At 72.4% G+C, this 20,333-nt stretch carries 13 protein-coding genes and 1 pseudogene; 11 read left to right on the top strand and 3 right to left on the bottom strand.

Annotated elements, in window-relative coordinates:
- Nucleotides 1-30 precede the first annotated feature (30 nt).
- Nucleotides 31-769, top strand: a pseudogene (locus ABTY20_RS13965) (SDR family oxidoreductase).
- A gap of 64 nt (nt 770-833) precedes the next feature.
- On the opposite strand, the gene ABTY20_RS13970 reads toward ABTY20_RS13965, so the two are convergent.
- Together ABTY20_RS13970 and ABTY20_RS13975 are read right to left on the bottom strand one after the other, a co-directional pair.
- Complete coding sequence (locus tag ABTY20_RS13970) at nt 834-1,622, bottom strand: aldo/keto reductase (protein WP_351997239.1); 789 nt, start codon at nt 1,620-1,622, stop codon at nt 834-836.
- Between the two features lie 135 nt (nt 1,623-1,757).
- Entirely contained in the window at nt 1,758-3,584 is a 1,827-nt protein-coding gene (locus ABTY20_RS13975; RefSeq protein ID WP_351997226.1) for an AMP-dependent synthetase/ligase, read from the bottom strand.
- A gap of 406 nt (nt 3,585-3,990) precedes the next feature.
- On the opposite strand from ABTY20_RS13975, the gene ABTY20_RS13980 reads away from it, so the two are divergent.
- Entirely contained in the window at nt 3,991-5,031 is a 1,041-nt protein-coding gene (locus ABTY20_RS13980; protein ID WP_351997227.1) for a bile acid:sodium symporter family protein, read from the top strand.
- A gap of 40 nt (nt 5,032-5,071) precedes the next feature.
- Here ABTY20_RS13980 and fdhD read toward each other — a convergent pair whose 3' ends face one another.
- On the bottom strand, nt 5,072-5,920 hold the full coding sequence (gene fdhD, locus ABTY20_RS13985) for a formate dehydrogenase accessory sulfurtransferase FdhD (protein ID WP_351997228.1): 849 nt from the start codon (nt 5,918-5,920) through the stop codon (nt 5,072-5,074).
- A 258-nt stretch (nt 5,921-6,178) separates the two neighbouring features.
- On the opposite strand from fdhD, the gene ABTY20_RS13990 reads away from it, so the two are divergent.
- From ABTY20_RS13990 to ABTY20_RS14030, 9 genes are all read left to right on the top strand, one after another.
- A complete protein-coding gene (locus ABTY20_RS13990; protein WP_351997229.1) occupies nt 6,179-7,126 on the top strand; it encodes a beta-ketoacyl-ACP synthase III in 948 nt (315 codons plus the stop codon).
- Nucleotides 7,127-7,516: 390 nt separating this feature from the next.
- Nucleotides 7,517-8,698 carry an ROK family protein gene (locus ABTY20_RS13995; protein WP_351997230.1) on the top strand — a complete coding sequence of 394 codons (1,182 nt, stop codon included), beginning with the start codon at nt 7,517-7,519 and terminating at the stop codon, nt 8,696-8,698.
- Nucleotides 8,699-8,941: 243 nt separating this feature from the next.
- Nucleotides 8,942-10,459, top strand: coding sequence for a sugar ABC transporter ATP-binding protein (locus ABTY20_RS14000; RefSeq protein WP_351997231.1), 1,518 nt, complete (start codon nt 8,942-8,944; stop codon nt 10,457-10,459).
- Entirely contained in the window at nt 10,456-11,475 is a 1,020-nt protein-coding gene (locus tag ABTY20_RS14005; protein WP_351997232.1) for an ABC transporter permease, read from the top strand. Before ABTY20_RS14000 ends, ABTY20_RS14005 begins: the two co-directional genes overlap by 4 nt.
- A gap of 17 nt (nt 11,476-11,492) precedes the next feature.
- Entirely contained in the window at nt 11,493-12,539 is a 1,047-nt protein-coding gene (locus tag ABTY20_RS14010; RefSeq protein WP_351997233.1) for a substrate-binding domain-containing protein, read from the top strand.
- Between the two features lie 79 nt (nt 12,540-12,618).
- Nucleotides 12,619-13,827: a Gfo/Idh/MocA family protein gene (locus ABTY20_RS14015; protein ID WP_351997234.1), complete on the top strand. Its 1,209-nt coding sequence runs from the start codon at nt 12,619-12,621 to the stop codon at nt 13,825-13,827.
- A 15-nt stretch (nt 13,828-13,842) separates the two neighbouring features.
- Nucleotides 13,843-14,841: a sugar phosphate isomerase/epimerase family protein gene (locus ABTY20_RS14020; protein WP_351997235.1), complete on the top strand. Its 999-nt coding sequence runs from the start codon at nt 13,843-13,845 to the stop codon at nt 14,839-14,841.
- Between the two features lie 268 nt (nt 14,842-15,109).
- The gene (locus ABTY20_RS14025) at nt 15,110-18,823 is read left to right on the top strand and encodes a ThuA domain-containing protein (RefSeq protein WP_351997236.1); all 3,714 of its coding nucleotides are present in this window, start codon (nt 15,110-15,112) and stop codon (nt 18,821-18,823) included.
- A gap of 149 nt (nt 18,824-18,972) precedes the next feature.
- Nucleotides 18,973-20,133 (top strand): inositol-3-phosphate synthase, encoded by a 1,161-nt coding sequence (locus ABTY20_RS14030; protein WP_351997237.1) that lies wholly within the window; start codon nt 18,973-18,975, stop codon nt 20,131-20,133.
- Nucleotides 20,134-20,333 lie beyond the last annotated feature (200 nt).

Here is a 20,333-nt window from a genome sequence, read left to right on the forward strand (position 1 = left end):
CCGGCACACGACGACACGCAGGGGGTTTCCATGACCGACTCTCCGGTCGCGCTCATCACCGGTGGGGGTGGGGGTCCCCCCGGCTCGAGCGAAGCCGAGAGTTGGGGGAGGTATCGGCGCCGCCGTCGCCCGGCGGTTGCTGGACGCGGGACAGCGGGTGGCCGTCACCGGGCGGGGCGAGGAGCGGCTGCGCGGCTTCGCGAAGGAACTCGGTGAGCCCGAGGACCTGCTGACGATCACCGGGAACGCGGCCGAGTACGACGACGTACGGGCGGCGGTGGACACCGTGCTGACACGGTTCGGCCGCCTGGACACCGTCGTCGCCAACGCCGGTTTCGCCACCCACGACACGGTGGCCGAGGGAGACCCCGCCGGGTGGACCGAGATGGTGCTGACCAACGTCCTCGGTCCCGCCCTGCTGATCAGGGCCTCCGTCGACGCCCTGAAGGAGACCCGCGGGCGGATCGTGCTGGTCGGCAGCGTCGCCGGGTTCGTGCACGGGCCCGGCAACCTCTACGGGGCCACCAAGTGGGCGGTGACCGGACTCGCCGAGAACACCCGCCGGCAGGTCACCGAGTGGGGCGTGGGCGTCACCCTGGTCGCGCCCGGCCGGACGGAGACGCCGTTCTGGGACTCCTACGGCAGCCTGCCGCCCGGCGATCTGCTCACCGCCGACCAGATCGCCGAATCCGTCGTCTGGGCCATGGCGCAGCCGGCCGGTGTCGACGTCAACACCGTCGTCGTACGGCCCGTCGGCCAGCCCACCTGAGCGCCGTCCCGCGGACGCACGACGGCCTCCCCCCGACCGAGGGGAGGCCGTCGGGTGGGCGAGGTCAGTCGTTGAACTCCGCCGGGTCCGAGCCGATGCGCCGGTCCTCGTTCAGCGCGCTGATCGCGGCGAGGTCCTCGGCGTCCAGGCTGAACCCGAAGACGTCGATGTTCTCCTCGATCCGGGACGGCGTCACCGACTTCGGGATGACGACGTTGCCGAGCTGCAGGTGCCAGCGCAGCACCACCTGGGCCGGCGTACGGCCGTGCTTCCGCGCGATCGCCACCAGCGCCGGGATCTCCAGGATGCCCTTGCCGGAACCGAGCGGCGACCACGCCTCGGTGGCGATGCCCCGCTCGGCGTGGTACTCGCGCGCCGCGCCCTGCTGCAGATGCGGGTGCAGCTCGATCTGGTTGACCGCGGGGACGACGGACGTCTCGGAGACCAGACGGTCCAGGTGCTCCGGCAGGAAGTTGGACACGCCGATGGCCCGCGTCCGGCCGTCGGCGAGCAGCTTCTCGAACGCCTTGTACGTGTCGACGTACCGGTCCCGGGCCGGCGTCGGCCAGTGGATCAGGTAGAGGTCCACGTACTCGAGGCCCAGCTTCGACAGGGACGCGTCGAACGCCCGCAGGGTGGAGTCGTACCCCTGGTCGCTGTTCCAGAGCTTGGTGGTGACGAAGAGTTCCTCGCGCGGCACGTCCGACTTCGCGAGGGCCCGGCCGGTGCCCTCCTCGTTGCCGTAGATCGCCGCGGTGTCGATGCTGCGGTAGCCGGCCTCCAGTGCCGTCGTCACGGCCGTCTCGGCCTCCGCGTCCGGCACCTGCCAGACGCCGAAGCCCAGCTGGGGCATCTCGACGCCGTTGTTCAGGATGATCGGGGGGACCTTGCTCACGAGCTACTCGATCCTTCGGTTGTGGTCAGGTACGACAAGTGTTACCCCCATCGTCAACGATCACGTCCCGTGATGCATTCCTGACCGGGAAAATCATGCCCGGTAAAGCGCCTCGACCTCGGGTCCGTACGCCTTCTCGATCGCCTTCCGCTTCAGTTTCAGCGACGGCGTGAGCAGTCCGTGCTCCTCGGTGAACGGCTGCGCCAGGATGCGGAACGTGCGGATCGACTCGGCGTGCGAGACCAGGGTGTTCGCCGTGACCACGGCCCGCCGCACCTCCGCCTCCAGGTCCGGGTCGCGCACCAGCTCGGCCGGCGGCGTCCGCGGCTTGCCGCGCATCGCCAGCCAGTGCTCGACGGCCTCCTGGTCCAGGGTGACCAGCGCGGCGACGTACGGGCGGTCGTTGCCGACGACGATGCACTGGTCGACCAGCGGATGGTCCCGCACCCGCGCCTCCAGCACCCCGGGCGAGACGCTCTTGCCGCCGGAGGTCACCAGGATCTCCTTCTTGCGGCCGGTGAGGGTGAGGTAGCCGTCCTCGTCGAGGGAGCCGAGGTCGCCGGTGGCCAGCCAGCCGTCGCGCAGGGTCTCGTCGGTGGCCCGGGGGTCGTTGAGATAGCCCTCGAAGACGTTGTCGCCGCGCAGCCAGACCTCGCCGTCGTCCGCGATGTGCACGGCGACCCCGGGGATGGGCAGGCCGACCGTTCCGTAACGGGTGCGCCCGGGCGGGTTGGCGACGGCCGCCGCCGTCGACTCGGTGAGGCCGTACCCCTCGTAGACGTGCACGCCGGCGCCCGCGAAGAACAGCCCGAGCCGGCGGTCCATCGCCGAGCCGCCCGACATGGCGTGCCGGATCCTGCCGCCCATCGCCGCGCGGATCCTGGCGTAGACGAGCTTGTCGAAGAGCTGGTGCCGCAGCCGCAGCGCCGCGGACGGGCCGGGCCCGGTGCCCCAGGCCTTCGCCTCCACCGCGTCCGCGTACGCGACGGCCACGTCGACGGCCTTCTCGAACGGCCCCGAGCGGCCCTCCCGCTCCGCCTTGCGCCGCGCCGCGTCGAGCACCTTCTCGAAGATGTACGGCACCGCCAGGATGAAGGTCGGCCGGAACGCGGCCAGGTCGGGCAGCAGCGCCGCCGCGTGCAGCTGCGGCTGATGGCCGAACCTCACCTTCCCGCGGATCGCCGCGACCTCCACCATCCGCCCGAAGACGTGCGCGAGCGGCAGGAACAGCAGCGTCGACGCCTCGTCGCCCCGGCGGGAGCGGAACACCGGTTCCCAGCGCTCGATGACGGTGTCCGCCTCGTACATGAAGCCGCCGTGCGAGAGCACACAGCCCCTAGGGCGCCCGGTGGTGCCCGAGGTGTAGACGACCGTCGCCACGGAGTCGGGGGTGACCGCCTGCCGGTGCCGGTGCACCACCTCGTCGTCGAGGTGCGCGCCGGCGTCGTAGAGCTCCTGCACCGCGCCGGCGTCGAGCTGCCACAGCCGGCGCATCCGCGGCAGCCGGTCGATGACGGTGGCGATCGTCATCGCGTGGTCCTCGTGCTCCACGATCGCGGCCGTCACCTCCGCGTCGTGCAGCATCCAGAGGCACTGCTCGGCGGAGGACGTGGGGTAGACGGGCACGACCTGCGCGCCGATCGTCCACAGCGCGAAGTCGAGGAGAGTCCACTCGTACCGGGTGCGGGACATGATCGCGACCCGGTCGCCGAACCGGACGCCGCCCGCGAGGAGGCCCTTCGCGAGGGCCAGCACCTCGTCGCGGAACTCCGCGCAGGTCACGTCCCGCCACCGGCCGGTGGCGTCCTTGCGGCCGAGCGCGACACGCGACGGGTCCTCCTCGGCGTACCGGAAGACCACGTCGGCCAGCCCGCCCGCCGGAGGCTCCAGGGGCAGCGGAGGGGTGGTGACATCGCGCAATCCCGCTCTCCGCTCCTCGGTGCCCGGACCGGTGCGGCGACACCCTCGTCCCGCACGGCGCCGTGAAAGCTACCCCACGCGGCCGGCGGGCGGGAGGGGGCGGAAAACCGGGTGGAGCTCTCGTCGGCGCCGGTCGGCGGAGGGAAATGCGCCCACATGGGGAGGGGTCGGACAGAAACCTGACCGAGGGGTAAGTTTCGGTGGAGCAATCTCCACCGAATCCGTACGACCCCATGACCGCCCCTCGGGGCGAGGCGCGGGCCCCTCGTGGAGCGTGATGACGGGGGAGCGGTGCACCGGGTTCCCGCGGTCACGGAGGACCGATTCCCGCGGTCACGGAGGAGGGGAGCAGGATGGGGGAGGGGGACCCCCGAGTACGAGCGCGCGCACAAGCAAGTGGAGCACCGTGAAACGCCTACGACGGCCGAGCCGGCTGCCGGTCGACCCGTACATCCTGCTGCTGCTCGGGACGGTGGGCCTGGCCACGCTGCTGCCCGCCCGGGGGACCGACGCCGACGTCGCCTCCGGCGCCTCCACGGCCGCGATCGCCTTCCTGTTCTTCCTCTACGGAGCCCGGCTGTCCACCCGCGAGGCCCTGGAGGGGCTGAAGCACTGGCGGCTCCACGTCACCGTGCTGGCCTGCACCTTCGTCGTCTTCCCGGTGCTGGGCCTGGCCACCCGGGGACTCGTCCCGGTGCTCCTGACCGACCCGCTCCACCAGGGCCTGCTCTTCCTCACCCTGGTCCCGTCCACCATCCAGTCGTCGATCGCGTTCACCTCGATCGCCCGCGGCAACGTGTCCGCCGCGATCTGCGCCGGGTCCTTCTCCTCCCTGGCCGGCATCGTCGTCACCCCGCTGCTCGCGGCGACGCTGCTGGGGAACGACGGGGGCGGGTTCTCCGCCGGGTCGGTGGTGGAGATCGTGCTCCAGCTGCTGGTGCCCTTCGTCGCCGGACAGCTGCTGCGCCGCTGGGTCGGCGGTTTCGTCTCCCGCCACCGGAAGGCACTGGGGCTGGTCGACCGCGGCTCGATCCTGCTCGTCGTCTACACCGCGTTCAGCGAGGGCATGGTGCGGGGCATCTGGCACCGGGTGAGCCCGGCCCGGCTCGGCGGGCTGCTCGCCGTCGAGGCCGTGCTGCTCGCCGTGATGCTGCTGCTGACCTGGTACGGCGCCAGGGCGCTGCGGTTCGGCCGGGAGGACCGGATCGTGATCCAGTTCGCCGGCTCGAAGAAGTCGCTGGCCGCCGGGCTGCCCATGGCGAGCGTGCTGTTCGGGGCGCAGGCCTCGCTGGCCGTGCTGCCGCTGATGCTGTTCCACCAGATGCAGCTGATGGTGTGCGCGGTGATCGCCAAGCGCCGCTCGCACGACACGCTCGAGGGGACCGGCGCCCGGGACCGGACCGGACGGTCACGGACCGGGGCCGACGCGGGGACGCGTTCCGGCTGAGCACCGCCCCGGCCCTCGTCCTGCGCCGGGCACCGGCCGGTCAGCCCCGGGCGGCCCCGGCCCGCAGGGCGATGCGGTCCTCACCCGCGTACACGTTCATGGAACCGCCCCGCAGGAAGCCCACCAGGGTCAGGCCCGTCTCCGCCGCCAGGTCCACGGCCAGCGAGGACGGCGCGGAGACCGCCGCCAGCATCGGAACGCCGGCCATCACCGCCTTCTGCGCCAGCTCGAACGAGGCCCGGCCGGAGACCAGCAGGATCGTCCGGGACAGCGGCAGGCGCCCGCCCTGCAGGGCCCGGCCGACCAGCTTGTCCACCGCGTTGTGCCGGCCCACGTCCTCCCGTACGTCGAGCAGCTCGCCGGCCTCGTCGAACAGGGCCGCCGCGTGCAGGCCGCCGGTGCGGTCGAAGACCCGCTGGGCCGCGCGCAGCCGGTCGGGCAGGCCCGCCAGCAGCTCCGGCTCCACCCGCAGCGGGGGAGCGTCCGCGATGGGGTGGCGGGCCGTGGTGCGCACCGCGTCCAGGCTGGCCTTGCCGCACAGGCCGCAGGAGGAGGTGGTGTAGACGTTGCGTTCCAGCGTGATGTCCGGGATCACCACGCCGGGGGCCGTCCGCACGTCGACCACGTTGTAGGTGTTCGACCCGTCGGCCGTCGCGCCCGCGCAGTAGACGACGTTCCGCAGGTCCGCGGCGTTCGCGAGCACCCCCTCGCTCACCAGGAACCCGGCCGCCAGCGCGAAGTCGTCGCCCGGGGTGCGCATGGTGACGGCGAGGGGCCTGCCGTTCAGCCTGATCTCCAGCGGTTCCTCGGCCACGAGCGTGTCCGGGCGGCTGGAGACCGCCCCGTCCCTGATGCGGAGAACCCTGCGTCGTTCCGTGACTCGTCCCATGCTCCACCCGTTCCCGCTCAGTCCCGGTTCGTACCTGCGGACGGCCGGAGCGGCCCCTGACGCACGGGGCGCCGCGGGCCACCGGACCGTCGCGCGGCGGGGTGACCTCCGCGGTCCCATTGTTCCGCACCCCGTCCGGGCCTGACGGAAGCCGACAAGCCTCACGCCCGTTTCCTGTCGCTTCACCTGCCCTCGTACCGGTGAGTCACTGATCAGACTGGTGCATCCCGCACCCGACCCACCGAGGGGGACCCACCCATGACCGGTTCGCGCATCGTCGCCGTCGGCCACTACCAGCCCGCCCGGGTCCTCACCAACGAGGACCTGGCGGGCATGGTCGACACCAGCGACGCGTGGATCACGAGCCGGGTGGGCATCCGCACCCGCCACATCGCCGGCCCCGACGAACCGGTCGACGAGCTGGCCGCGCACGCCGCCGCCAAGGCGCTGGCGGCGGCCGGCCGGACCCCCGCCGAGATCGACCTGGTCCTGGTCGCCACGTCCACCGCCATCGACCGCTCGCCCAACACGGCCGCCCGCGTCGCGGCCCGCCTCGGCATGCCCGGGCCCGCCGTCATGGACATCAACGTGGTGTGCGCCGGATTCACCCACGCCCTGGCCACCGCCGACCACGCGGTCCGGGCCGGCGGCGCGAGCCGGGTGCTGGTCGTCGGCGCCGACAAGATGTCCGACGTGACCGACTGGACCGACCGCACCACCTGCGTGCTCGTCGGCGACGGGGCGGGCGCCGCCGTGGTGGAGGCCTGCGCCCCGGGCGGGGAGGAGGGGATCGGGCCGGTGCTGTGGGGCTCGGTGCCCGAGATGGGGCACGCGGTGCGGATCGAGGGGACGCCGCCGCGGTTCGCGCAGGAGGGCCAGAGCGTCTACCGCTGGGCCGCCACCCGGCTGCCGGTCGTCGCCCGTCAGGCCTGCGAGAAGGCGGGGCTGGCGCCCGAGGACCTCGCCGGGGTCGTCCTGCACCAGGCCAACCTGCGGATCATCGAGCCCCTCGCCCGCCGGCTCGGCGCCGTCAACGCCGTCGTCGCCCGCGACGTCACCGAGTCCGGCAACACCTCGGCCGCCAGCATCCCGCTCGCCTTCTCCAAGCTCGTCGAACAGGGCGCGGTGTCGACCGGCGACCCGGTCCTCCTCTTCGGCTTCGGCGGGAACCTGTCGTACGCGGGGCAGGTCGTGCGCTGTCCCTGAACCCGGGCCGGCGCCGCACGCCCGCACCCCGGCAGCGCGGCGGGCGGTCCCGGGCCGGGCACCGCGAGCCGATCGCGGCCGTCGCCGTCCACGACGGGCAACCGGCCATCCGGCTCGTGCGCGAGCACGCCGGGCGCCGCCCGGCGTCCGTCCCCCGCGCGCGGGCCCCCGAGGGCGCGCAGCAGCCTTTTCGCCCCCTTTGTGAGCCGCTTTCCGGTGCCCGGGCGGACCCCTTTGTCCTGTGAGTGGAAAAAGTAGGGGGCAATTCCTGCGCGACTTCTTCCCACCTCCGGCAGGCGCTGCTACTTTCCCATCCGAAAGCACGCCACACACGTGGCCGGAATCCGGCGCGCACGGGCCGGTCGAGTCGGGGAGGGGTTCGTGAGGCGCATGACAGCGCGACCCGCCAACGCCCACCAGGCCCGGCTCCTCAGGCTGCTGCGCGACGGCGGACCCAACTCCCGTGCCCAGCTGGGCGACCAGGTCGACCTCTCCCGGTCGAAACTGGCCGTGGAGGTGGACCGGCTGCTGGAGACGCACCTCGTCGTGGCCGACGGACTCGCCGCCTCGCGCGGCGGCCGGCGCTCCCACAACATCCGGCTCAACCCGCACCTGCGGTTCCTCGGCGTCGACATCGGCGCGACCTCGGTCGACGTCGCCGTCACCAACGCCGAGCTGGAGATCCTCGGGCACATCAACCAGCCCATGGACGTGCGCGAGGGACCGGTCGCGGTCTTCGAGCAGGTGCTCACCATGGCCGCGAAGCTGAAGGCCTCGGGGCTCGCGGAGGGGTTCGACGGCGCCGGCATCGGCGTCCCGGGCCCGGTCCGCTTCCCCGAGGGCGTCCCGGTGGCTCCGCCGATCATGCCGGGCTGGGACGGCTTCCCCGTGCGGGAGGCGCTCAGCCAGGACCTCGGCTGCCCGGTGATGGTCGACAACGACGTGAACCTGATGGCGATGGGGGAGCAGCACGCGGGCGTCGCCCGCACCGTCGCCGACTTCCTCTGCGTCAAGATCGGTACCGGCATCGGCTGCGGCATCGTCGTCGGCGGTGAGGTCTACCGCGGTACGACGGGCAGCGCGGGCGACATCGGGCACATCCAGGCGGTGCCCGACGGCCGTCCGTGCGCCTGCGGCAACCGGGGCTGTCTGGAGGCCCACTTCTCCGGCGCGGCCCTGGCCCGGGACGCCGTGGAGGCCGCCGAACAGCAGCTCTCCGCCGAACTCGCCATCCGGCTGGAGGCGAACGGCACGCTCAGCGCCGTCGACGTCGCCGCCGCGGCCGCGGCCGGTGACGCCACCGCCCTCGACCTGATCCGCGAGGGCGGCAACCGCACCGGCCAGGTCATCGCCGGCCTGGTCAGCTTCTTCAACCCCGGCCTGGTGGTGATCGGCGGCGGGGTGACCGGCCTCGGCCACACCCTGCTCGCCGCGATCCGCACCCAGGTCTACCGCGGCTCGCTGCCCCTGGCCACCGGCAACCTGCCCATCGTCCTGGGGGAGCTGGGACCCACCGCCGGAGTCATCGGCGCGGCCCGGCTCATCAGCGACCACCTGTTCTCACCCGCGTAAGCAGCTCACCGCACCTTCGCCGCACCCGTTCCCGGCACCACCGCACTGCTCCCGGCACCACCGCACCGCGTCCGCACCACCGCACCTGCCGTCAGCACCTGCTTCCCGCACCCGCTCCCACCGCACGGAACAGTCCGCCCGTACCGGGCACCGCCACCGCCCTGCCCCGCCCTGCCCGAAAACGCCTGCCCCGCAAGGGGATCGCCCTGACACCGGCCCGTACGCCCGCCGAGGGGAATCCGCATGGCACCAGAATCACCGCTGCTCAGCATGTCCGGCATCACCAAGTCGTTCCCCGGAGTCCGGGCCCTGGACGGCGTCGACCTCGACGTCCAGGCCGGCGAGGTGCACTGCCTGCTCGGCCAGAACGGCGCCGGCAAGTCCACCCTGATCAAAGTGCTGGCCGGCGCCCACCAGCCCGACACCGGCACCATCCGCTGGCGCGGCGAGGACGTCACCCTGCGCTCGCCGATCGCCGCCATGCGCCTCGGGATCGCCACCATCTACCAGGAACTCGACCTGGTGGAACACCTGTCCGTCGCCGAGAACGTCCACCTGGGCCACGAGCCGACCACCGCCGGCTTCGTCGTCCGGTCGGGAACGGCCAAGGCGTCGACGGCCCGGCTGCTGAAACGGCTCGGCCACCCCGAGATCGACCCCGCCCGGCTGGTCGGCGACCTCTCGGCGGCGCACCAGCAGATCGTGTCCATGGCGCGGGCGCTCTCCCACGACGTGCGGCTCATCGTGATGGACGAACCGTCCGCCGCACTCGACCCGGACGAGGTCGACAACCTCTTCCGCATCGTCGGGGACCTCACCGCCGACGGGGTGGCCGTCGTCTACATCTCGCACCGCCTGGAGGAGATCCGCCGCATCGGCGACCGGGTGACCGTGCTGAAGGACGGCCGCGCCGTCGCCGGCGGACTGCCCGCGAAGTCGACGCCGACCCGCGAGGTCGTCGCGCTGATGACCGGACGCAACGTCGAGTACGTCTTCCCCGAGCGGCCCGCCGCCGCCCCGCGGGGCGAGCCGGTCCTCACCGTCGAAGGACTGTCCCGGCGGGGCGAGTTCGCCCCGCTCGACCTCCAGGTGCGGCCCGGGGAGATCGTCGGCCTCGCCGGACTCGTCGGCTCCGGGCGCTCCGAGATCCTGGAGACCGTCTACGGCGCCCGCAAGCCGGACACCGGCCGGGTCCTCGTCGACGGACGCCCCCTGAAGCCGGGCAGCGTGCGGGCCGCCGTGCGCGCCGGACTCGGGCTCGCCCCCGAGGAACGCAAGGCGCAGGCCCTGCTGATGCTGGAGTCCGTCACCCGCAACGTGTCGGTCTCCTCCATGTCCCGCTTCGCCAGGGCCGGCTGGATCGACCGCGGCGCCGAACTGGGGGCGGCGCGCGCGGCGGTCCGCGAGCTGTCCCTGCGGCCCGACAACCCGGACGTCCCCGTGCGCACCCTGTCCGGCGGCAACCAGCAGAAGGCCGTGCTCGCCCGCTGGCTGCTGCGCGGCTGCCGGGTGCTGCTGCTCGACGAACCCACCCGCGGCGTCGACGTCGGCGCCCGCGCCGAGCTCTACGCGGTGGTCCGCCGGCTGGCGGACGAGGGACTCGCCGTGCTGCTGGTCTCCAGCGAGGTGCCCGAGGTGCTCGGCCTCGCCGACCGCGTCCTGGTGCTGCGCGAGGGCAGCGTCGTCCACACGGCGCCCGCCCGCGCACTCGACGAACACCGTGTACTCGACCTCGTCATGGAAGGAAGCCCGGCGTCATGACGCAGCCCGTCTCCCCGCCGCGGGACAGCGCCCCCAAGGCGCCGTCGGCCGGCGAAACGCCCGCCTGGCGCGCCAGGTTGTTCCGCGCCGACGTCCGCACGCTGTCGCTGCTCGGCGTGCTCGCCGTCCTGGTCCTCATCGGCGGCATCACCAAACCGGACGAGTTCCTGGACACCCGCAACCTCCAGCTCGTCCTCACCCAGGCCTCCGTCATCGGCGTCGTCACCGTCGGCATGACCTTCGTCATCATCTCCGGCGGCATCGACCTGTCGGTCGGCGCGATCGTCGCCCTCGCCTCGGTGTGGGCCACCACCGTCGCCACCCAGGAGTACGGCTTCGGCGGCATCCTCCTCACCGCCGTCCTCGTCGGACTCGGGTGCGGCCTGGTCAACGGGGTGCTCATCGCGTACGGCGGGATGGTCCCGTTCATCGCCACCCTCGCCATGCTGGCCTCGGCCCGCGGTCTCGCCCTGCAGATCACCGACGGCCGGACGCAGATCGTCACCGTCGACGGCGTCCTCGACCTCGGCGAACGCGACTCCTACGTGCTCGGCGTACCGCCGCTGGTCCTGGTGTTCGCCGCGGTCACCGTCATCGGCTGGCTGGTCCTCAACCGGACCACCTTCGGGCGCCGCACCGTCGCCGTCGGCGGCAACGCGGAGGCCGCCCGGCTGGCCGGCATCGACGTACGCCGCCAGCGGCTCTACCTGTACCTGCTGTCCGGGCTGTGCTGCGGCATCGCCGCCTTCCTGCTGATCGTGCTGGCCGGCTCCGGCCAGAACACCAACGGCAACCTCTACGAACTCGACGCCATCGCCGCCGCGATCATCGGCGGCACCCTGCTCACCGGGGGCCGGGGCACCATCGTCGGCTCCGTCCTCGGCGTCCTGATCTTCACCACGATCACCAACATCTTCGCCCTGAACAACCTGCAGAGCGACGTCCAGCAGATCGCCAAGGGCGCGATCATCGTCGCCGCCGTGCTGGTCCAGCGCCGTACCGCGAGCACGACCTGAGGAAAGGGTTCCCCGTCATGCCACAGACACCTCTCACGAGCCGCAGAGGCCTGCTCTTCGGAGCGGCCGCCGTGTCCGCCGGCGCCCTCGTCACCGGCTGCACCAGCAACGAGTCCAGTGACGACGAGCCGGCCGCGAACGACCGGCCCGCCGCCGACGACAAGCCCGGCAAGCCGGTCACCATCGGCTTCGCCGGACCGCAGGCCGACCACGGGTGGCTCAACGCCATCAACGACAACGCCAAGAAGCGGGCGGAGAAGTACTCCGACGTCACCCTGGAGATCACCGAGGGCTCCAACGACACCGCCCAGCAGATCGGCCAGATCGAGACCCTCATCAACAAGAAGGTCGACGTCCTGGTGATCCTGCCCGCCGACGGCAAGGCGCTCACCCAGGTCGGACTGAAGGCGATGCGCGCCGGCATCCCGGTCGTCAACCTCGACCGGATCTTCAACACCCCGCAGGCGTACCGCTGCTGGGTCGGCGGCGACAACTACGGCATGGGCCTCAACGCCGGCCACTACATCGGCGAGAAGCTCAAGGACAAGCCGGGCGCCAAGGTCGTGGAGCTGGCCGGCCTGGACAACCTGGAGCTGACCAAGCAGCGCACCCAGGGCTTCGACGACGCGCTCAAGAACTACCCCAACATCAAGAAGGTGGCCCGCCAGGCCGCCGAGTTCACCGTCGAGTCCGGCCAGGCCAAGATGTCCCAGCTGCTCCAGGCGCAGTCCCGGATCGACGCGCTGTGGAACCACGACGACGACCAGGGCGTGGGCGCGCTGCGCGCCATCGAGCAGGCCGGGCGCGACGAGTTCCTGATGGTGGGCGGCGCGGGCGCGCTCGCCGCCTTCCAGGCCATCAAGGCCGACGACGGCGTCCTGAAGGCCACCGTCCTCTACCCGCCGACGATGGCCGCCTCCGCGATCGACCTGGCCCGCGCCCTCGGCCAGGGCAAGGGCGTCGGCGGCCTCGCGGAGTTCGAGATCCCCTCGTCGGTGACCTGCTACTCGGCCGTCGTCGACAAGGAGAACGTGGACCAGTACATGCCCACCGGCTTCAAGTGAGGAGCCCCGCCCCACGGGCCTGACCAGCCCCCCGGGCGGGGCCCACCCCGCCCGCCACGACGACGAGGAGGACATCCGAATGGCACAGCCGCAAGCGTCCGACGGGGCGGAGACGGGGAAGCCGCCCCTGCGCATCGGCATGGTCGGTTACGCCTTCATGGGCGCCGCCCACTCCCAGGGCTGGCGCACCGCGGGACGCGTCTTCGACCTGCCGCTGAGTCCCGAACTGGCCGTGATCTGCGGCCGGGACGCCGACGCCGTGCGCGCGGCGGCCGGCCGGCACGGCTGGGCGGAGACCGAGACCGACTGGCGCGCCCTGGTCGAACGGGACGACGTGGACCTCGTCGACATCTGCACCCCCGGGGACAGCCACGCCGAGATCGCACTGGCCGCGCTGGCCGCGGGCAAGCACGTGCTGTGCGAGAAGCCCCTCGCCAACACCGTCGCGGAGGCCGAGGCGATGGCCCGCGCCGCCGAGGAGGCGGGAACACGCGGACAGTTGGCGATGGCCGGCTTCAACTACCGCCGGGTCCCCGCGACCGCGCTGGCCCGGCGGATGGTGGCCGAGGGCCGGATCGGCACGCTGCGCCACGTACGGGTCGCGTATCTGCAGGACTGGCTGGTGGACCCGCAGTTCCCGCTGACCTGGCGGCTGCGCCGCGAACAGGCCGGCTCCGGCTCGCTCGGCGACCTCGGCGCGCACATCGTCGACCTGGCCCAGTACCTGGCCGGCGAGCGGCTCGCGGGCGTCTCCGCGCTCACCGAGACCTTCGTGCGGGAGCGGCCGCTGCCCACCGCCCCCAGCAGCGGCCTGGCCGCCGTCTCCGCCGCCGGCACCGGACAGGTCACCGTCGACGACGCCGCCCTGTTCACCGGCCGCTTCGCCTCCGGCGCCCTCGCCTCCTTCGAGGCCACCCGGTACGCCACCGGCCGCAAGAACGCCCTGCGCATCGAGCTCAACGGCGAGCGCGGCTCGCTCGCCTTCGACCTGGAGCGGCTCAACGAGCTGTCGTACCACGACGGCACCGAGCCCGCGGCGCACGCCGGCTTCCGCCGCATCCTCGTCACCGAACCCGACCACCCCTACCTCGAGGCCTGGTGGCCGCCGGGCCACGGCCTCGGCTACGAGCACACCTTCGTGCACCAGGCCCGCGACCTGGTCCACGCGGTGGCCGAGGGCCGCAGCCCCGAACCCTCCTTCGCCGACGGGCTCCAGGTGCAGCGCGTCCTGGCCGCGGTGGAGGAGAGCGCCGGGAAGAACTCCGTCTACACACCGATCGCCGCCTGAGAGGACGGAAAACGGATGCCGCGCACCTTCACACTGTTCACCGGCCAGTGGGCGGACCTGCCGCTGGAGGAGGTCTGCCGACTCGCCCGCGACTTCGGCTACGACGGCCTCGAACTCGCCTGCTGGGGAGACCACTTCGAGGTGGACAAGGCGCTCGCCGACCCCTCCTACGTCGCCGGGCGACACCAGCTCCTGGAGAAGTACGGCCTGAAGTGCTGGGCGATCTCCAACCACCTCGTCGGGCAGGCCGTCTGCGACGCCATCATCGACGAACGCCACCGGGCGATCCTGCCCGCCCGCATCTGGGGCGACGGCGAGGCCGAGGGCGTGCGGCAGCGGGCCGCCGCCGAGATCAAGGACACCGCGCGCGCCGCGGCCCTCCTCGGCGTCGACACCGTCATCGGCTTCACCGGCTCCGCCATCTGGCACCTGGTCGCCATGTTCCCGCCCGCCCCCGAGTCGATGATCGAGCGCGGCTACGAGGACTTCGCCGAGCGGTGGAACCCGATCCTGGACGTCTTCGACGCCGAGGGCGTGCGGTTCGCGCACGAGGTCCACCCCAGCGAGATCGCCTACGACTACTGGACGACCGTACGCGCCCTGGACGCGGTCGGCCGCCGCCCGGCCTTCGGCCTCAACTTCGACCCCTCGCACTTCGTCTGGCAGGACCTGGACCCGGTCGGCTTCCTGTGGGACTTCCGCGACCGGATCTACCACGTCGACTGCAAGGAGGCCCGCAGGCGCCTCGACGGCCGCAACGGCCGCCTCGGCTCCCACCTGCCCTGGGGCGACCCCCGGCGCGGCTGGGACTTCGTCTCCGCCGGCCACGGGGACGTGCCCTGGGAGGACGTCTTCCGGATGCTGCGCTCCATCGACTACCGGGGGCCCGTCTCCGTCGAGTGGGAGGACGCCGGCATGGACCGGCTGCAGGGCGCCCCCGAGGCGCTCACCCGCCTCAAGGCCTTCGACTTCGATCCGCCCAGCGCGTCCTTCGACGCCGCGTTCAACAGCTGACCCGAGCGCCCGACGGCAGGTCGGGGACGGGGGCCGGCGCATCCGCCGGTCCCCGGCCCGGCCTGCCCGGATTCCGCTTTGTCCTGTGTCGGGAAAAAGTTAAACCAATCCTGGTCCAAGGGGTGTTCGCCCCGGATGAGGGCGGTTACCGTCCCTGAAGTGTTCAGGACACCCACGTCTCCGGGGTGACGCCGCGCCCCGGCGCCCACCCCCACCGCACGTCTTCGCACCCGTTCCGTACGGCTCCACCCGTTCCCGGAGGGACTTCGTGCACAGAAGCAGACTCACACCCACCGGCGCCACGCGGCGTCCCAGACTGCGCACCACCCTCGCCCTGTTCACCGGACTGCTGCTGGCCGTGGGCACCCCGGCGACCGTCGCCGGCGCCCACCCCGGCCACCCGGAGCACGACGAGCCGGCAGCCGCCGAGGGGCAGTTCCAGCAGGTGCCGCTCGCCAAGGGCGAGCCCGAGACGGGCGAGCCGATGTCGCTCGCCGTGCTCCCGGACCGCAGCGTCCTGCACACCTCGCGCGACGGCACGCTGCGCCTCACCGACCAGGGCGGCGTCACCAAGGTCGCCGGCAAGCTCGACGTCTACAACCACGACGAGGAGGGGCTGCAGGGCGTCGGCATCGACCCGGACTTCGAGAACAACCGGGCGATCTACCTCTACTACGCCCCGCCGCTCGACACCCCCGCGGGCGACGCCCCGGAGACCGGCACCGCCGAGGACTTCCAGAAGTTCGACGGCGTCAACCGCCTCTCCCGCTTCGTCCTCAACCCCAACGGCACGCTGGACCTGTCCAGCGAGAAGAAGGTCCTGGACGTCGCGGCCTCCCGCGGCACCTGCTGCCACGTCGGCGGTGACATCGCCTTCGACGCCGAGGGCAACCTCTACCTGTCCACCGGCGACGACACCAACCCCTTCTCCTCCGACGGCTTCACGCCGATCGACGAGCGGCCGAACCGCAACCCGGCCTTCGACGCCCGCCGCAGCTCCGGCAACACCAACGACCTGCGCGGCAAGATCCTGCGCATCAAGGTCGCCGAGGACGGCTCGTACACCATCCCGGAGGGCAACCTCTTCGAGCCCGGCACCGAGAAGACCCGCCCCGAGATCTACGCGATGGGCTTCCGCAACCCGTTCCGGATGAACATCGACAAGAAGACCGGCACCATCTACGTGGGCGACTACGGCCCCGACGCCGGCGCCGCCGACCCGAACCGGGGCCCGGCGGGACAGGTCGAGTTCGCCAAGGTCACCAAGGCCGCCAACTTCGGCTGGCCGTTCTGCACCGGCGACAACGACGCCTACGTCGACTACGACTTCGCCACCGGCGCCTCCGGCGGGAAGTTCGACTGCGCCGCCCCGAAGAACACCTCGCGCCACAACACCGGCCTCGTCGACCTGCCGCCCGCGCAGCCCGCCTGGATCCCCTACGACGGCGGCTCCGTCCCCGAGTTCGGCAGCGGCTCCGAGTCCCCGATGGGCGGCCCGGTCTACCGCTACGACCCCGACCTGGAGTCCTCGGTGAAGTTCCCCGAGGCGTACGACGGCGACTTCTTCGCCGGCGAGTTCGGCCGCCGCTGGATCAAGCGGATCGAGCAGAACGAGGACGGCACGGTCGCGAAGATCAACGACTTCCCGTGGACCGGCACCCAGATCATGGACATGGAGTTCGGCCCCGACGGCGCGCTCTACGTCCTGGACTACGGTCTGTCCTGGTTCCAGGGCGACAAGGACTCCGCCCTGTACCGGATCGAGAACGCCGAGGACGGCTTCTCCCCGATCGCCGAGGCCGGCGCGGACAGGACCTCCGGCGCGGCCGGGCTGAGGGTCAGGTTCACCGGCAGCGCCAAGGACGCCGACTCCCCGGACCTCACCTACGGCTGGGACTTCGGCGACGGCACCAAGGGCGAGGGCCTCACCCCCACCCACCGCTACAAGAAGGCCGGCACCTACACCGCGACCTTCACCGCGAAGGACCCCGAGGGCAACACCGGCAACGCCAGCGTCCGCATCGTGGTCGGCAACACCGAGCCCACGGTGAAGATCACCGTGCCGGGCAACGGCAGCCTGGCCGCCTTCGGCGAGCCCGTCCCGTTCAAGGTGACCGTCACCGACCCCGAGGAGCGCATCGACTGCTCCGAGGTCAAGGTCGTCTACAGCCTCGGCCACGACTCCCACGCCCACGAACTGACCAGTGAGACGGGCTGCGAGGGCACCCTCAACCCGCCGCCGGGCGACGGCGGTCACGACCCCAACGCCAACATCTACGGCGTCGTCGGCGCCAGTTACACCGACGGCGGGGCGAACGGGCAGGAGGCCCTGACCGGCACCGCGCGCGCCGTGGTCCAGCCGCTGCACCGCCAGGCCGAGCACTTCACCGCCCAGCAGGGCGTGTCGGCCATCGACAAGACCGGCGCCAACGGCGGCAAGACCGTCGGCGACATCCACGACGGCGACTGGATCTCCTTCAGCCCCTACAGGTTCGACGGACAGAGGAAGATGACCGTACGGGCCTCCTCCGGCGGCGCGGGCGGCTTCCTCGAGCTGCGCAGCGGCTCGCCCACCGGCACCCTGCACGGCTCGGCGTACATCCCGCCGACCGGCGGCTGGGAGACCTTCCAGGACGTCGACGTCCCGCTGCGGTCCCTGCCGAAGAAGACCACGGACATCTACCTGGTCTTCAAGGGCGGCGAGGGCGCGCTGTACGACATCGACGACTTCGAGTTCTCCACCGAGCCGTTCAAGGCCGGCAAGAAGGTCCTGGTCTTCTCCAAGACCGCCGGCTTCCGCCACGACTCCATCCCGCAGGGCGTCGCCGCGCTGAAGGAGCTGGGCGCCCCGGCCGGCATCTCGGTCACCGCGACCGAGGAGGCCCGGCAGTTCACCACCGCCAACCTCGCCAAGTACGACGCGGTGGCCTTCCTCTCCACCACCGGCGACGTCCTGAACGCCGAGCAGCAGAAGGCGTTCGAGGACTACGTCAAGAACGGCGGCGGCTACCTGGGTGTCCACGCCGCCGCCGACACCGAGTACGACTGGGAGTTCTACGGCGGCCTCGTGGGCGCCCACTTCGACTCGCACCCGGCCATCCAGAAGGCCACCGTGCGCGTCCACGACCACGACCACCCGTCCACCGCGCACCTGGGCGACACCTGGGAGCGCACCGACGAGTGGTACAACTACCGCACCAACCCGCGCGAGCAGGCCAAGGTCCTCGCCACCCTCGACGAGACCACCTACCAGGGCGGCACCATGAAGGGCGACCACCCGATCGCCTGGTGCCAGAGCTACGGCGGCGGCCGCTCCTTCTACACCGGCGGCGGCCACACCAAGGAGTCGTACGCCGACGAGGCCTTCCGCACCCACCTGCTCGGCGGCCTGCAGTACGCCACCGGCCAGGTGAAGGCCGACTGCAAGCCGGACAAGGGCTACCGGGAGATCTTCAACGGCCAGACCCTCGACGGCTGGAAGCAGGCCGGCCCCGGCACGTTCAACGTCAAGGACGGCACCCTGGAGTCCGAGGGCGGCATGGGCCTGCTCTGGTACCAGGCCAAGGAGCTGGGGTCGTACTCCCTCACGCTCGACTGGAAGATGCGGGGCGACGACAACTCCGGGATCTTCGTGGGCTTCCCGGCCTCCGACGACCCCTGGTCCGCGGTGAACAGGGGCTACGAGATCCAGATCGACGCCACGGACGCGGCCGACCGCACCACGGGCTCCGTCTACTCCTTCAAGTCGGCGAACATCAAGGCCCGTGACCAGGTGCTGCGCCCGCCCGGCCAGTGGAACTCCTACGAGATCAAGGTCCGCGGCGAACGCCTCCAGGTGTTCCTCAACGGAGTCAAGATCAACGACTTCACCAACGAGGACCCCGAGCGGAGCCTGGCCGACGGCTACATCGGCCTGCAGAACCACGGCGCCGACGACCGGGTCTCCTTCCGGAACATCCGGCTGAAGGAACTGCCCTCCTAGGGCGAACCGCCCCCCGGGGCAACCGGAACGGCGGCGGGCGGAGGACGCCGGACCTCCGCCCGCCGTCCCGCCGGGCCCGCGCCCGGCACCCCGCTCGTCCCCCCTCTCCGGCGCCCGCACCAGGTTCGCGTACGACAAGGAGGCTGCCCATGTCCGCCGAACCGTCCCTCCCCACCCCCTCCCCGGCCCCCCGCTTCGGCGTCTGGCTGATCGGCGCGCGCGGCTCCGTCGCCACGACCGCGATCGCGGGCTGCGCCGCCGTCGCCGCCGGACTCCACCCGCCGACCGGCATGGTCACCGAGACCCCCGACTTCACCTCCTGCGGACTGCCCCCGCTGTCGTCCCTCGTCTTCGGCGGCCACGACACCGTCGACTGCCCGCTGCCCAAGCGCGCCGAGCACCTCGCCGACGGCGGCGTGCTGCCGCACGGCCTGCCGTCCGCCGTGCACGCCGAACTCGTCGCCGCCGACCGGGAGATCCGGCCCGGCGGACCCCCGCCCGGCGACACCGACCGCACCCAGGACCAGTGGATCGACGTGTTCGCGGACGACATCCGCGACTTCGTGCGCCGCCAGGACCTCGCGGGCGCCGTCGTGATCAACGTCGCCTCCACCGAACCGGCCCCCACCGACGGCACCCTGCCGCCCAGCTCCCTCTACGCGGCGGCCGCCCTGCGCGCCGGCTGCCCCTACGTCAACTTCACCCCCTCCACGGGCCTGCACCACCCGGCGCTGGCCGCGCCCGCCGCCTCCTCGGGCCTGCCGTACGCGGGCCGCGACGGCAAGACCGGGCAGACCCTGCTGCGCTCCGTGCTCGGCCCGATGTTCCTCCAGCGCGCCCTCGCGGTGCGCGCCTGGTCCGGCACCAACCTGCTGGGCGGCGGCGACGGCGCCGCCCTCGCCGACCCCGCGGCCGCCGCCGCGAAGAACGCCGGCAAGGAACGCGTCCTCGCCGACACCCTCGGCGCCACCCCCGAGGGCGAGGTCCACATCGACGACGTGCCCGCCCTCGGCGACTGGAAGACGGCCTGGGACCACATCGCCTTCGACGGCTTCCTCGGCGCCCGGATGGTCCTGCAGACCACCTGGCAGGGCTGCGACTCGGCCCTCGCCGCCCCCCTCGTCCTCGACCTGGCCCGGCTGACCGTCCGCGCCCGGCAGAAGGGCCTGACCGGCCCGCTGGGCGAACTGGGCTTCTACTTCAAGGACCCGGTCGGCGACGGCCCCTCGTCCCTGGCCGAGCAGTACACGGAGCTGAGGCGCTTCGCCGAGCGCCTGCGGGACGGCGCCGACCCCGAGGCTCACCGATGAGCCGCCCGACGCCCGGCACCCAGGGCACACCCGCACGGGGGGAGCCCGCGCGGGACGTGCCCGCGCAGGACGACGCCCCAGGGGCGCGGGGGCCCGCGCGCACCACCACGACGCACCCGCACAGGACCACAACGGGACGCGCGCAGGGTGCGCCCGTGCAGGACACGCCGGCGCAGGGTGGCCTCACGCCGGCAGGCGGT

Origin of the sequence: Streptomyces sp. NPDC126497, assembly GCF_040302425.1 — a bacterium.
Taxonomy (GTDB): domain Bacteria; phylum Actinomycetota; class Actinomycetes; order Streptomycetales; family Streptomycetaceae; genus Streptomyces.